We start from the raw sequence: 14,323 nt of genomic DNA on the forward strand, positions 1-14,323 counted from the left end.
TCGCCAAGGCCGTTGAGCCTTGCGCGTATATATTTAGGAATCAGGCCGGACAAACCGGTCGGTTAAAGTAGATATTCGGACAAGGATAATATCCGGTATAGAGAATGCACCGCTTATGACCATGCAAACATAATCTGACCTTATCGTAAAAAAATTTAACACTGTTGGCAAGTCAGTATTGCATTAAAATCGCAAGGAAAATCTTCATGCACTACGACTAAAATCTTCATACACTTCTTTATATACAAGCCAAACGCAACACCCAAGCCCCGTTTTTCCCTCCCCTTCCCACTGACAACCGCCCTCGCCGCAAACCGCCTTTCCCTTATCCCGTAAGGAAAAGCGGCAACCCAACGCATTCAAATCCCCCGTCATCAAAATGTTTCAGACGGCCTGTTTTCCTTCCGTCCAATCCGGGCCGTCTGAAAATTTCACTGTTGCATGTTGTAATCAAGAAACCGTCCCAAAATTCCGTTTAATATAAACAAAAACAATCCGCCTTTTCCCGTTTTCTTCATTACCATGATTCAAAACAGACATAAAACACCAAAATATGGAATTAGTAAAAATAAAATTTCAAAAAATATTAAACAACATTAAATTTAAACCTGTATTTCTACTCTAATCATCTACAATCAAAAATAATCAAACCAAAAAATTTCAATAAAACATTAATTACACAGCACTACATTTTTGCTATAATTGCCGCCATTCAATCCACAACCCAAACCCAAAAGAAGAGGAAAAGCCATGGGTATCAAAGTTGCCATCAACGGTTACGGCCGCATCGGCCGCCAAGTAGTGCGCGCTATTTTCGACTACAAACTGCAAGACCAACTCGACATCGTTGCCATCAACGCCAGCGGTAGCATCGAGACCAACGCCCACCTGACCAAATTTGACACTGTTCACGGCCGCTTTGACGCCGATGTTTCCCATGATGAAAAACACCTCATCATCAACGGTAAAAAAATCCCTTACTTCTCCACCCGCAATCCTGCCGAATTGCCATGGGGCGAATTGGGCGTTGACCTGGTAATGGAATGTACCGGTGCGTTCACCAGCAAAGAGAAAGCCAAAATCCACTTGGAAAGCGGCGCGAAAAAAGTGCTGATTTCCGCTCCCGGCGGCGATGACGTTGACGCAACCATCGTTTACGGCGTAAACGACGACGTGATTACCGACGACATGACCGTTATCTCCAACGCGTCTTGTACCACCAACTGCCTGGCACCCGTGGCCAAAGTATTGAACGAAAACATCGGCATCGTAAACGGCGTGATGACCACCATCCACGCGCTGACCAACGACCAAACCGTAACCGACGTACGCCACAAAGACCTGCGCCGTGCGCGTAGCGGCGTGGAAAACATGATTCCGACCAAAACCGGTGCTGCAAAAGCCGTCGGTTTGGTATTGCCGGACCTGAAAGGCAAACTCGACGGCCTCGCCATCCGCGTACCGACCGTCAACGTTTCCCTGGTTGACCTGAGCTTCCAAGCAGGCCGCGACACTTCCGCCGAAGAAATCAACGCGCTGATGAAAGCCGCTTCCGAAGAAGGCCGTCTGAAAGGCGTATTGGCCTACAATACCCTGCCGCTGGTTTCCATGGACTTCAACCACACTACCCAAGCCAGCACATTTGACTCTACGCTGACCAAAGTAACCGCAGGCAAAATGGTTAAAGTGTTCGCATGGTACGACAACGAGTGGGGCTTCAGCTGCCAAATGCTGAACACCGCGCGCCGTATGTTCGGTTTGGAAGTACGTCCGTTCTAATTGGCTTCCAACACAAAGGCCGTCTGAAACATCTTTTCAGACGGCCTTTTGTATTTCCTTTAAAATATCGCATTCCCATTTATTTTCAGACGGCCTCTTCATGTTTCCCAACGAATCCGCCCCCAACCTCCTGCAAGGCTTAAATCCCGAACAACTCTCCGCCGTAACCTGGCCGCCTCAATCCGCCCTCGTTTTGGCAGGCGCAGGCAGCGGCAAAACGCGCGTGCTGACCACGCGTATCGCATGGCTTTTGCAAAGCGGACAAGCCAGCGTACACAGCATTATGGCGGTAACGTTTACCAACAAAGCCGCCAAAGAAATGCAGACACGTTTGGGCGCAATGATTCCCGTCAACGTCCGCGCCATGTGGCTCGGCACGTTCCACGGTCTCTGCCACCGCTTTCTACGGCTGCACCACCGCGACGCAGGCCTGCCCTCTTCCTTTCAAATCCTCGACAGCGGCGACCAGCTTTCCCTCATCAAACGCCTGCTCAAAAGCCTCAACATCGCCGAAGAAATCATCGCACCGCGTTCGCTGCAAGGCTTTATCAACGCGCAAAAAGAATCTGGCTTGCGCGCTTCCGTATTGAGCGCGCCCGATCCGCACACACGCCGCATGATTGAGTGCTACGCCGAATACGACAAAATCTGCCAACGCGAAGGCGTGGTCGATTTTGCCGAACTCATGCTCCGCAGCTACGAAATGCTGCAAAACAACGAAATCCTGCGCCAACACTACCAAAACCGCTTCAATCACATTCTGGTCGATGAGTTCCAAGACACCAACAAGCTGCAATACGCATGGCTGAAACTGATTGCCGGCAACAATGCCGCCGTCTTTGCCGTCGGCGACGATGACCAAAGCATCTACCGTTTCCGCGGCGCAAACGTCGGCAACATGACCGCGCTGATGGAAGAATTCCACATCGACGCGCCCGTCAAACTCGAACAAAACTACCGCTCCGTCGGCAACATCCTCGCCGCTGCCAACGCCGTCATCGAAAACAACGACGAACGCCTCGGCAAAAACCTGCGCACCGACGCCGAAGCAGGTGACAAAATCCGCTATTACTCCGCCTTTACCGACCTCGAAGAAGCCCAATTCATCGTGGACGAAACCAAAGCCCTCGAACGCGAAGGCTGGAATTTGGACGAAATCGCCGTCCTCTACCGCAGCAACGCCCAATCCCGCGTCATCGAACAAAGCCTGTTCCGCAGCGGCATCCCCTACAAAATCTACGGCGGCCTGCGCTTTTACGAACGCCAAGAAATCAAACACGCCCTCGCCTACCTGCGCCTCGCCGTCAACCCCGACGACGACAACGCCCTCTTGCGCGTGATTAACTTCCCACCGCGCGGCATCGGCGCACGCACCATCGAAAACCTTCAGACGGCCTCAAACGAACAAGGCATCACCCTCTGGCAGGCAGCCTGCAACGCCGGCGCAAAAGCCACCAAAATCGCCGCCTTCGTCCGCCTGATTGAAGCCCTGCGCAACCAAGTCGGACAACTGCCCCTGTCCGAAATCATCGTCGGCATCCTCAAAGACAGCGGCCTGACCGAACACTACCGAACCCAAAAAGGCGACAACCAAGACCGTCTCGACAACCTCGACGAACTCGTCAACGCCGCCATCGAGTTCAAACCCGAAGACAGCAACTTTGAAACCCTTCCTGAAAACATTTCAGACGACCCCGCTTTCCCCATCCTCGCCTTCCTAAGCAACGCCGCCCTCGAGTCTGGCGAAAACCAAGCAGGCGCAGGCGAAAAAGCCGTCCAACTCATGACCGTCCACGCCTCCAAAGGCTTGGAATTTAACGCCGTCTTCCTTACCGGCATGGAAGAAGGCCGCTTCCCCAGCGAAATGAGCCTCGCCGAACGCGGCGGCCTCGAAGAAGAACGCCGCCTCATGTACGTCGCCATCACCCGCGCCCGTAAACGCCTCTACATCACCATGGCGCAACAACGCATGCTGCACGGACAAACCCAATTCGGCATCGTCTCCCGCTTCGTCGAAGAAATCCCGCCCGAAGTATTGCACTACCTGTCCGTCAAAAAACCCGTCTACGACAGCTACGGCAACACACGCCAAACCGCCACGTTCAAAGACAAAATCCTCGACGACTTCAAACAGCCGCAAACCTACGCAGGCTTCCGCATCGGCCAAAACGTCTGCCACGCCAAATTCGGCACCGGCGTCATCATCGATGCCGTGGACAAAGGCGAATCCGCCCGACTGACCATCAACTTCGGCAAACAGGGCGTGAAAGAGTTGGACACCAAGTTTGCAAAATTGGAAGAGATGTGAAAAGGAAGATGGCATAGGCCGTCTGAATCCGGTAACAGCAAATTTTTCCCAAACCTCCGCCGTCATTCTCGCGCAGGCGGGAATGACGGACGATAAAAGTTGGGTATAGATACCTAACCCCTGTTTATAGCTGAAATCAATAAGGAAGAACATTATGTCCCAAGTTTTTAAAGATTTTGATTTGTCCTCCGTATGGAAAACTAATAGTTGGGCAGATGAAAACTACAAAGAAGCCCCATTTACCCCTGAAATTTTGGCTGCCGTAGAAAGTGAGCTAGGCTATAAATTGCCGCAAAGTTTTATTGAATTGATGGCAGTACAAAACGGCGGGATATTTGTTAAAAACTGCTTTCCGACCACGCAGAAAAATTCGTGGGCGAAAGATCATGTGCAAATTTGCGAGATGTCGGGAATCGGTTTTGAAAAAGAAGGGAGTTTGTGCGGCGCGATGGGGCAAAAACTTTGGTTGGAAGAATGGGAGTATCCGCCTATCGGCGTGTATTTGGCCACCGACCCGTCAGGAGGTCATGCCCTGTTTGCCTTGGACTATCGAGAGTGTGGAAAAGACGGCGAGCCGAAAGTGGTGCTTGTCGAACAAGAATGGGATTTTGAAATAATCGAACTTGCCCCCAATTTCGAAACCTTTATCCGCAACTTGCGGCATGAAGATGAGTTTTTAGATAACTAATAAAAAGTAGGCCGTCTGAAAATTTTTCAGACGGCCTTTTAACATCTACCTATTAAGCCGAAAAAGCCTTATATGCCATTGAAACGATAATCAGCAAAACCGTTACGACCAAAACCTTACGAATAACTTCTCCGTTTGAATTGATAGCATGGAGGCTGCCAAAATGGTTGCCCAACAAATTTGCCAAAATCATCGGGATTCCGATTAGGAACGCCATTTTCCCTGCTATCAAGAAGGCAACAAATGCCCCGATGTTAGAAGCAAAATTGAAAATCTTGGAAGTAGCCGAAGCCTGCAACAACGACAATTTGTTAATGACAAACAAAGCAATGATGAAAATACTACCTGTACCCGGGCCAAAAAAACCGTCATAAAAACCAACAATCAGACAAGTTAAAAATACGGCGATAACGGATTTTTTTATCTCGCCACGCTCGTCTTCTTTTTTCAGCAAAACACCTTTAAACAAAGTTGCCAGCAAGCCTATGGGCAAAAACGCAAGAATAATGTAATTGATGGTTTCCACCGGAAGAATCAAAATGACTTTTGCACCGACAAATGCCCCAATTAAAGCCGCAACAATGCCAACCGGCACAATATGCCATACAATCGAACTGCTCTTCATAAAATTTTTAATCGCAGCCACCGTACCGATGGTACTAACCAATTTTTCCTGTGCCAACGCGACCTGAGGCGGTAAACCTACCATCAAAAATGCGGGAATCAAAATCAGCCCGGCTCCGCCCGCAATAGCATCGACATAGCCCGCAATCAAAGACGCGGCAACCAGCAAGAAAAGGCCGAGATAAAAATAATCGGCAATAATGCTGCCGGGAATAAATAATTGTTCCATGGATTGTTTCCTCTTGATTAAATTCTTTGTTATTAAAAGTTATTAACTGCTCAATACATCGCCCTTCTTCGTCAAAACATATTGATAAACTTCTTCTACCGTAGCTTCGTCATAGCTTTTGCCAAAGCGTTTTTTGTAGCCCAGTTCGTATAGTTTTACATGATGCCCTTCCGGGATTTCGACGCCCACATTTTCCAAACACGATTTGGCACAATGCAGATGACAGCCGTCAATAACCAACATCGGCCGTCCGGACTGCGCTTTGCGCACCAACGGCGCGACTTTGCCGCCCACACCGGAAATGCACGACATTTCAAATTCTCCGGCATGGTCGAGCGCCACGGCAGTGTTGTTGGCCAGCTGCGCCACATCGGAGCATCCGGAACAAGAATAAATTAAGGGAAGCTCATTGCGGTTAGGCATTTTCTATTTCCTTCGGTAGCGGTTTTTATCTTTATATGTCCACCCATGGTCAGTCTGTCGGGCGCATCATGCGTGGTATGTGGGTATTCGGGTTGCACCCGTTTTTTCAGACTGCCTATGGCTTATCCATTTACATATTAAAAGGCATCATAACTCAATACGATTAGACATTCTAGAACAAAGCAGATTGCACCTTCTAAAAAATAAAGGCCGTCTGAAAACAGATAACGCTGCTTTTTTAGACGGCCTTTTTATTTGAGATTAATAATTAGGCTTTAGGTTCGCCATCATTCTCTGCTTTGGGCGGAACGGGTGCAAACCAGCCGACCAGAAGCAGCAGTAAGCCGACGATGATGAAGGAGGCAATGCGCTCAATACCGCCGCTGTTGGAAAGCTCGATCAGGAAGAGTTTGACGACTACGATGCCCATCAGCGTCGCGCCTGTCATCCAGTAGGAACGCTGTTTGCGGCGGTTGCCGAGTACCATCAAGATGATGGCGGTTACCGCCCAAACGACGGAGAGGCTGGCTTGCAGGCCGAAGGATTGGAGCATGATGTCAAGACGCCAAGTGATGCCGTCGTAGAAATGCCATACGCGCATCACGCCTGCGCTGATCAGTATAAATGCCAAGGCGGAAACTGTGGTTGCCGTGGTACGGCGAAGGTCGGGCGGCAAGGCTTCGGGCAGGGATTTCAGTGCAAACCAAAGCATACCGGCGCTAGCGAGTTCCACCGGATTGAGCACGGGAATATACGGCAACGGCGAAGGTTGGAACGGCGTGGAGAAGTTGGTCCACAGCATCCAACAGGCAGCGGCAAGGGCGCACCACAGCATAGCAAAATGCTGATAAATGGCTTGATGCCGTCTGAAAAATCCACGTTGGCGCTGCGTATGGAAAACAATCCACATCGCCAAAGGTACAACCAGCCATGAGAGCTGCGACCAAACGCCGGAGAGGAGGCAGCCGACATACAGCGCCGTCCAAAGCGTCCAAAGTACGCCGAGTATCGTGATATTGAGTTTGTGCAACCAAATCAGATCATGGCGCGGATAGTTGTTCAAAATAATGAAGTTCAACACGGTAGCGGCGGCAAGCGGCAAGGCTGCGGCGGCTGTCCATGCGTGTTCGGTATGATAGAAGACGAAATGCAGGGCAAACACGGGCAGGAATGCCAAGTTTGCCTGCAACAGCTCTTCCCATTTCAAACGTTTTGCAAACAGCAGCAAGCTGGCAAATATCGGCCACATCCACAACTCGATAAACAGGGTTTCCTCGCCTGTCCATTGCATATAGAGGGCGTAGCTGCCTGTTGCCAACGCAGTAAGCAGGATGATCCAGCCTGAAACCTGCGCAAAGTAAACCTCGTTTCCTTCCGGCTTTTCAGTGTTAACCGGCACGCGTGGATATTGCAGCGCGTAGGCAGCCGCAAAAAGCAAAGGCGTAGCGGCAATAAGGTACAGATGACTCAGGAAGCCTTGGGATTCATAAATGATGCTGGATTGCAGCAACAGGGCGAACAATACATTGCCCAAGACAAATGTGATAAACACATTCGGCTCATGTTTGCGCCGGCAGAATGCCCACGCCGCCGCCAAAGCGGAGAGAGCGACAATGCTGCCTTGGTCGGCCAAGAAAAGCAAAGGCAAAATAGAGATGTACAGCAAGGCGGCAGACAACACGGCCGTCTGAACGGATTTTTCCCATTGCGCCGAACCTTCGCGACGCAAGAAATACCACAGCAAGTAAATCGCTGCTCCGCCAAGCAACACCACAACCGTTGTAAACCACTGCCCTTCCAGAACGGTATCCGTGCCGAAGCCCTGATAATTGCCCAACTGAATCAGTGCCGCCAAGAGATAAACCATCAGCGCACCCAAACGGATATGCGGACGCTGTTGGCGCAGACCTAAGAAATAAACCAGTGCGGATTCGGCACTCCACAAAATGACCGTATTGCTCGGTTCAAAATAAAGCGGAACGGCAATCGTGAGGAACAACAACGCCAACGCAAAAAACGCCTGACGCAAAATATACAGCCCCTGCTGACGTTTCAGCAACAGCGCGGCCAGTCCGTAAACAGCGGCAAAACCCAATGCGGAAAGCGCATCTGCAGACGGCCAATGCTCCACCATGCGGTATTGCAGGCCAAACGCTGCCGCCATCGTGCCAAACAATAAAGTATGGTCGAGGACATGAACGCGCAGGCCGTGTGTATAAATACTCTTGCCGATTTCTTCCAAAGTCGCATTGTCGGCAATCGGCGTAACGCCGTCTTCGCTATTTTCCGTCAGCTTACGGCGTGCGAACAGATACGCGATAAAGGTATAGAGCAGCCAGTGGTAAATCAAGAAAGGCTCGGTAGTGGAGAAATGTTGCGGCGTATAACTTCGCATGCCCCACAGCGCGGCAATCGCAAAAGTAGCGACAAAGCCCGTCAGGTTCAGCGGACGCCATGCCTTAAACCAAGCAATCGCGGCCACACCGGCATTGAGTAGGGCAAGATAAGAAAACAGCACCAAATAATTGCCGCTGCCGTCTGAAGTCAGCAAAGGCGCGGCCATACCGCCGATTAAAGCAACCTGCGCCATAATCTGCGCATTCTGCCTTACCGCCAGCCACGCCATCAGCACAACCATCGCCACCATCAGCCCGAACACGACCGACACAGGCAGCAGCGGATGCAGTTTCAACGCCGCCAATGCCGTCAAATACATTACCGCCACGCCAAAACCCTGCAACACTAAGCCATATTCACGCTTACGGCTTTGCAGCTTCCAGCCGCCGACTACCGCCGCCAAACCCGCGCCTGCCACAGTCAAATAACGCAGCTCCACCGGCACATGAACCCGCTCGGAGGCATAGCGCAAGAGGAACGCCAAGCCGAGGAACAGCACCACAATACCGGTTTTCAACAGCGGATTACCGCGCAAGAACCAAGCAACAATCGGATTGTCGGAAAACTTATATTCTCCGCCTTCCACCTTATCTTTATGGATAACGAATTGACGCGATGGAGCCTCTTCGTTTTCAGACGGCATCGAAGCAACAACAACCTCTTCTTTAGGCAGCTCTTCTTGTTCAGCAGCAACCGGAGCAACCGCCTCGACAACTTCTTCCACAACAGGCTCAGACGAAGCAGAAGCCTTGGTAGGTACAGGATCAATAGGTATAGAAAAAGAAGGAGCAAATGCCTCTTCAATTTTCTGCTTAACAGGCGCAGCTTCCGCCTCAGGCTCAACCCGAACATGAAGCGGCTCAGAGGCCGTCTGAACATCGGCAACAGCCCGAGCCTCAAGCCCCTGCCCTACCTTCGCCTCATCACGGACAGCCTCATGTTCCAACACCAACAAACGCTGTTTCAGCAGCTCGATTTCCTGCTCCAGCTTCTGCATCCTGTCGCCTGCCGTAGCAGATTCAGCCAAACGCTCTTCTTGACGCTGTTTCGAGATTGACCAAGCAACCAGCCAAAACAACGACCCAACAATGACGCCGGTGAACATCTCATCAGCAAAATAGCCGATAATAATAGGAATAAGCAGGCCGAAAAACTGCATGAAACACCTGTTTGATAACAATAAGAATATGCCGATTGTAACACCGACAACATTATTCATGAAAAAAAGAGATAAAAGGCCGAGAATAAAAGCATACGGCAAATAGAATATAGAGAATCGGAATAGAAAAAGACCGTCTGAAAATATTTAGGGATTTTCAGACGGCCTCTACCTATTTCAACAACCCAACGCAAATCATGAAAAGAAACGCATTGGGTCTTGTTTCAAACTACGGCTTAACTTCCCGACAATACTGCCGCACCTGCTTTCGCGACGCTTTCGTCTTCATCGACCGAGCCGCCGCTCACACCGACACTGCCGACGATAACACCGTTTTTATCCACCAACAGCACACCGCCGGGAAAAATCACCAAACCGTCGTTGGTCACCTCAATACCGTAAAGCTCGCCGCCCGGCTGCGAAGCCTTGCCCAAATCGCGGGTGGACATATTGAAATAGCGCGCCGTTTTCGCCTTTTTCTGCGCAATATCAATACTGCCGATAAACGCATCGTCCATACGCGCGAACGCCTTCAAATTACCGCCCGCGTCCATAACCGCGATATTCATCGGCACCTTGATTTCACGCGCCTTTTTCATCGAAGCCTGCACCACCGCCTGCGCCTGAGCCGTCGTCAAATCGCCTGGCAGCGTTTTGGTCAAACCCTCAGAAAACGCCGGCGCACCCAATGCCAAAGTACACAACAATGCAACTGATTTTATGCCGCGCATAACTGGTCTCCTTGTATTGAATCAATGAAAGGTACTGCACTTTTGATTGTATGCCTATCGGCGGGAAGAATAAAGGCCGTCTGAAAACCATAAGATAGGTTTTCAGACGGCCTCGGATGGGTTTTAGGTTTCAAACATCGCGTGCCTGCGTACCGCACACACCCTACACCCGATACCCAGTTTCGCGTGATGTTCAGGTAGGGTGAGCGGCTTAAGGCATGCACGTAGTTTCGGTTGGGAGAGGTCAGATTCTTGGATCCAACGACTTTTGAGATGGTTGCTGATTTTATCAGATCCAAGTATTCGACCTACAACTGGCTTTTGAAATAGCACCAACTTTTGCTGAATAGTTTTTGCTAAATATTAAGTTACTGACCTATAACTACTACAGTTTATTAGGGCTTCGCGATTCCATAAATTTTCCTTAGCCCATTTATAATATATTTTAAATAATATAAATATCCTATTATTGCATTTTTACCTTCCAAAGTCTGTAAATGCTTTGCCTCTAATTTAGCATAAACTTTTGCTGATTTTTTACTTGATATATAAGAGCTTCCAAATAAATAAATTTGAATGAAAAGTTTAAATACCCTACGAATATCGGATTTATTAAATTCCCTACTGTTTCTCCATGCCGAAACAACATACGCGTTACGACTGGAGTGAGACCAATCTGTTTCTTGAGGATAGATAAAAGCAGCAACGGAGCCATTAAACGCACAAGAAAAAACTAATGATGGCCCTTTTTCTACTAATACTTCCATACTGACTCCTGGTTTTAAAATAGTTGGTCTACATGGAAGGGGACGTTGCCCAAAATAAATAGTTATACTATCTCCATAAATTGTTTTATCTGTTTTTATTCTTCCATTTCCTTGTTCCTTTAATATATTATGAAATACTCTATCTTTAAGTTTTTCTTTAATTTCATATTCAAACTCTTCGATTACTTCTAAGATTATTGGTTTTGCATGAAAATTCCAATTCAAATTAGCATAATAAGTTTCTATTTTTTCCCTTTTTGACCTTCTAACATCACTAATACTTACAAAATCTTTATTTTTAAAAAACATATTTTCTCCGTCTCAATGCGCCTCTTCCCAATTCATCCCCACACCCACTTCCGCCACCAGTGGCACGTTCAACATCCCTTCATCCACTTTCGCCATAATCTGCGGCAGTTTTTCTTTGACCAAATCCAGTTCGGCTTCGGGTACTTCCAGCACCAGTTCGTCATGCACCTGCATGATCAGTTTGCTTTGCAAGAGGTCGTCCCACGGGGAGGCTTCGCACTCTGAAAGCCAGCAGGATACGTCTATCATGGCGCGTTTGATGAGGTCGGAGGCGGTACCTTGCATGGGGGCGTTGATGGCGGCGCGTTCGGCTCCGGCGCGGGCGTTGGCGTTTTTGTTGTGGATGTCGGGCAGGTAGAGGCGACGGCCGAACAGGGTTTCGACAAAGCCTTGTGCGGCGGCTTGTTCTTTGGTGCGCTGCATGTATTCGGCGACGCCGGGATAGCGGGCGAAGTAGCGGTCGATAAAGTTTTTGGCGGAGATGTTGTCGATGCTCAATGATTTGGCAAGGCCGTATTGGCCCATGCCGTAAATCAGGCCGAAGTTGATGGTTTTGGCGTAGCGGCGTTGTTCGGACGAGACGTTTTCGGGGGCAGTGCCGAATACTTCGGCGGCGGTGCGGCGGTGTACGTCTTCGCCGTTTTGGAACGCGGCGATGAGGTTTTTGTCGCCGGAGAGGTGCGCCATGATGCGCAGCTCGATTTGGGAATAGTCGGCGGAAACGATGACGCTGCCTTGCGGTGCGGTGAAGGCGCGGCGCACGCGGCGGCCTTCGGCGGTGCGGATGGGGATGTTTTGCAGGTTGGGGTTGTTGCTGGCGAGGCGGCCGGTAATGGCGACGGCTTGGGCGTAGGTGGTATGCACGCGGCCGTCTTTGGGGGAAATCATTTCGGGCAGTTTGTCGGTGTAGGTGGATTTGAGCTTCGCCAGGCTGCGGTTTTGCAGGATGATTTTGGGCAGGGGGTAGTCGGGCGCGAGCTGTTCGAGCACGGCTTCGTTGGTGGAAATGCCGCCTTTGGCGGTTTTTTTCAGGCCTTTGGTGGGGATGCCCATTTTGTCGAACAGGATTTCTTGCAGCTGTTTGGGCGAGTTGAGGTTGAACGGCTGGCCTGCGGCGGCGTAGGCTTCTTGTTCAAGCTTCATCAGCTCGGCGCCGAGTTCTGCACTTTGGCGGGCGAGTTCGGCACGGTCGATTTGCACGCCGTTGCGTTCCATTTCAAACAATACTTGCGCGACGGGCAGCTCCATTTTTTCATACATTTCAAGCTGTTTGTCGTCCATTTGCGCGCGCAGGTGCGCTTCGAGACGCAGGGCAAAATCGGCGTCTTGGGCGGCGTATTCAGTCGCCTGCACGATGGCGACATCGGCAAAACTGATTTGCTTTGCGCCTTTGCCGCACAACGATTCGTAGGTAATGGTTTCCAAGCCGAGCCAGCGTTCGGACAACTCGTCCAAGCCATGTCCGAGATGGCTCTCGATGATATAGGAAGCGAGCATGGAATCGCCGGCAATGCCGTTCAGGGCGATGTCATAGTTGGCGAAAACATGTTGGTCGTATTTGAGGTTTTGCCCGATTTTTTTCAGGGCGGGATTTTCCAAATGCGGTTTCAGACGGCCTAATACGTCTTGTAAATCGAGCTGTTCGGGTGCGGCAGTCAGGCTGTGTCCTACGGGGATGTAAACCGCTTCGCCTGCCTGGAACGCGATGCTGATGCCAACCAGCGCGGCGTTCATCGCGTCTAATGACGTGGTTTCCGTATCGATGCCGATTTTGTCCGCCTGAGCCAGTTTGTCCAACAAGGCGGCAAACTGCGCTTCGGTGGTAACGGCTTGATAATCCAGCTTTTCAGGGACTGGGGCGAGTTCGGGTTGTTTTTCAGGCTGTGTTTCCATCGCCAATGCGGCTTGTTCGCCGATATGCTCACTGCCGAACAAATCTGTGTTTTGCGCTTCGTGCATACGGCTTTCCGCCTCTTTCAGCCAAGTGCGGAAACCCCAGCGTTTGAAATCGACAACCAGCTGCGCCCATTTAGGCGTAGTACGGCGCAGGCTTTCAAGGCCGTCTGAAAGCTCGGTGTGCAAGTCCACATCGGTTTTAATCGTTACCAAATCATACGACAGCGGCAGTTGTTCCAAAGCGGCTTGCAGGTTTTCGCCGACCTTGCCTTTGACTTCGCCAGCGTGTTCCATCACGCCGGCCAGCGAGCCGTAGGCTTCCAGCCACTTCACCGCCGTTTTCGGGCCGCATTTTTCCACACCCGGCACGTTGTCCACCTTGTCGCCCATCAGCGCGAGATAATCGCGGATTTGGTCGGGACGCACGCCGAATTTTTCTTTCACGCCTTCAATGTCCAGCGTTTCGCCGCTCATCGTGTTCACCAGCGTCACGCGCTCGTTCACCAACTGCGCCATGTCCTTATCGCCGGTAGATACCACCACGTTCCACCCTGCTTCGCTAGCCATCTTAGCCAAAGTGCCGATAACGTCATCCGCTTCCACCTGCGGAATCACCAATACCGGCCAGCCCATCAGGCGCACCAAATCCGGCAAGGCTTCCGCCTGCGGGCGCAAATCGTCCGGCATCGGCGGGCGCGTCGCCTTATAGTCGGGGAACATCTCGTGGCGGAAATTCTTACCCTTAGCATCAAACACCACCGCGCAATAGTCGTGCACATAATCCGCACGCAGCCGGCGCAGCATATTCAACACGCCATACATCGCCCCAGTCGGCGCACCGTCGGGCGCAGACAAATTCTGCCCCATAGCATGATAGGCGCGGTAAAGATAAGAAGAGCCGTCAACGAGAAGGAGTGTGGGTTTGTTGGACATGGAGAACCTGCTGTGTGTATGAAAATAATGTACGGATTATAAAGGAAAAGGCCGTCTGAAAACCGAAAATCAAGTTTCAG

General features: G+C 50.6%; 9 protein-coding genes. 3 read left to right on the plus strand and 6 right to left on the minus strand.

Annotation, left to right across the window (positions count from 1 at the left end; genetic code table 11):
• The first annotated feature begins 750 nt into the window (after nucleotides 1-750).
• The 3 genes from gap (at nucleotide 751) to HMPREF2871_RS05490 (ending at nucleotide 4,775) form a co-directional block, all read left to right on the plus strand.
• On the plus strand, nucleotides 751-1,779 hold the full coding sequence (gene gap / locus HMPREF2871_RS05480; RefSeq protein ID WP_049335996.1) for a type I glyceraldehyde-3-phosphate dehydrogenase: 1,029 nt from the start codon (nucleotides 751-753) through the stop codon (nucleotides 1,777-1,779).
• Nucleotides 1,780-1,879: 100 nt separating this feature from the next.
• Nucleotides 1,880-4,087 carry a DNA helicase II gene (gene uvrD, locus HMPREF2871_RS05485; RefSeq protein WP_049335998.1) on the plus strand — a complete coding sequence of 736 codons (2,208 nt, stop codon included), beginning with the start codon at nucleotides 1,880-1,882 and terminating at the stop codon, nucleotides 4,085-4,087.
• Between the two features lie 154 nt (nucleotides 4,088-4,241).
• Nucleotides 4,242-4,775: an SMI1/KNR4 family protein gene (locus tag HMPREF2871_RS05490; RefSeq protein ID WP_049335999.1), complete on the plus strand. Its 534-nt coding sequence runs from the start codon at nucleotides 4,242-4,244 to the stop codon at nucleotides 4,773-4,775.
• A 52-nt stretch (nucleotides 4,776-4,827) separates the two neighbouring features.
• On the opposite strand, the gene HMPREF2871_RS05495 is transcribed toward HMPREF2871_RS05490, so the two are convergent.
• The 6 genes from HMPREF2871_RS05495 to polA all read right to left on the minus strand — a co-directional run bounded on the left by HMPREF2871_RS05495 (nucleotide 4,828) and on the right by polA (nucleotide 14,243).
• Complete coding sequence (locus HMPREF2871_RS05495; RefSeq protein ID WP_003748132.1) at nucleotides 4,828-5,628, minus strand: sulfite exporter TauE/SafE family protein; 801 nt, start codon at nucleotides 5,626-5,628, stop codon at nucleotides 4,828-4,830.
• Nucleotides 5,629-5,670: 42 nt separating this feature from the next.
• The gene (locus HMPREF2871_RS05500; protein ID WP_003748129.1) at nucleotides 5,671-6,051 is read right to left on the minus strand and encodes a putative zinc-binding protein; all 381 of its coding nucleotides are present in this window, start codon (nucleotides 6,049-6,051) and stop codon (nucleotides 5,671-5,673) included.
• A 268-nt stretch (nucleotides 6,052-6,319) separates the two neighbouring features.
• On the minus strand, nucleotides 6,320-9,607 hold the full coding sequence (locus HMPREF2871_RS05505; protein WP_141747917.1) for a DUF2339 domain-containing protein: 3,288 nt from the start codon (nucleotides 9,605-9,607) through the stop codon (nucleotides 6,320-6,322).
• Nucleotides 9,608-9,843: 236 nt separating this feature from the next.
• A complete protein-coding gene (locus HMPREF2871_RS05510) occupies nucleotides 9,844-10,338 on the minus strand; it encodes a GlcG/HbpS family heme-binding protein (RefSeq protein WP_004518991.1) in 495 nt (164 codons plus the stop codon).
• 395 nt (nucleotides 10,339-10,733) lie between these two features.
• Nucleotides 10,734-11,414, minus strand: coding sequence for a hypothetical protein (locus HMPREF2871_RS05515; protein ID WP_049344993.1), 681 nt, complete (start codon nucleotides 11,412-11,414; stop codon nucleotides 10,734-10,736).
• 12 nt (nucleotides 11,415-11,426) lie between these two features.
• Nucleotides 11,427-14,243 (minus strand): DNA polymerase I, encoded by a 2,817-nt coding sequence (polA, locus tag HMPREF2871_RS05520; RefSeq protein ID WP_049344992.1) that lies wholly within the window; start codon nucleotides 14,241-14,243, stop codon nucleotides 11,427-11,429.
• Between the last annotated feature and the right edge of the window lie 80 nt (nucleotides 14,244-14,323).

This window comes from Neisseria sp. HMSC067G12 (genome assembly GCF_001812725.1).
Lineage (GTDB): Bacteria > Pseudomonadota > Gammaproteobacteria > Burkholderiales > Neisseriaceae > Neisseria > Neisseria perflava.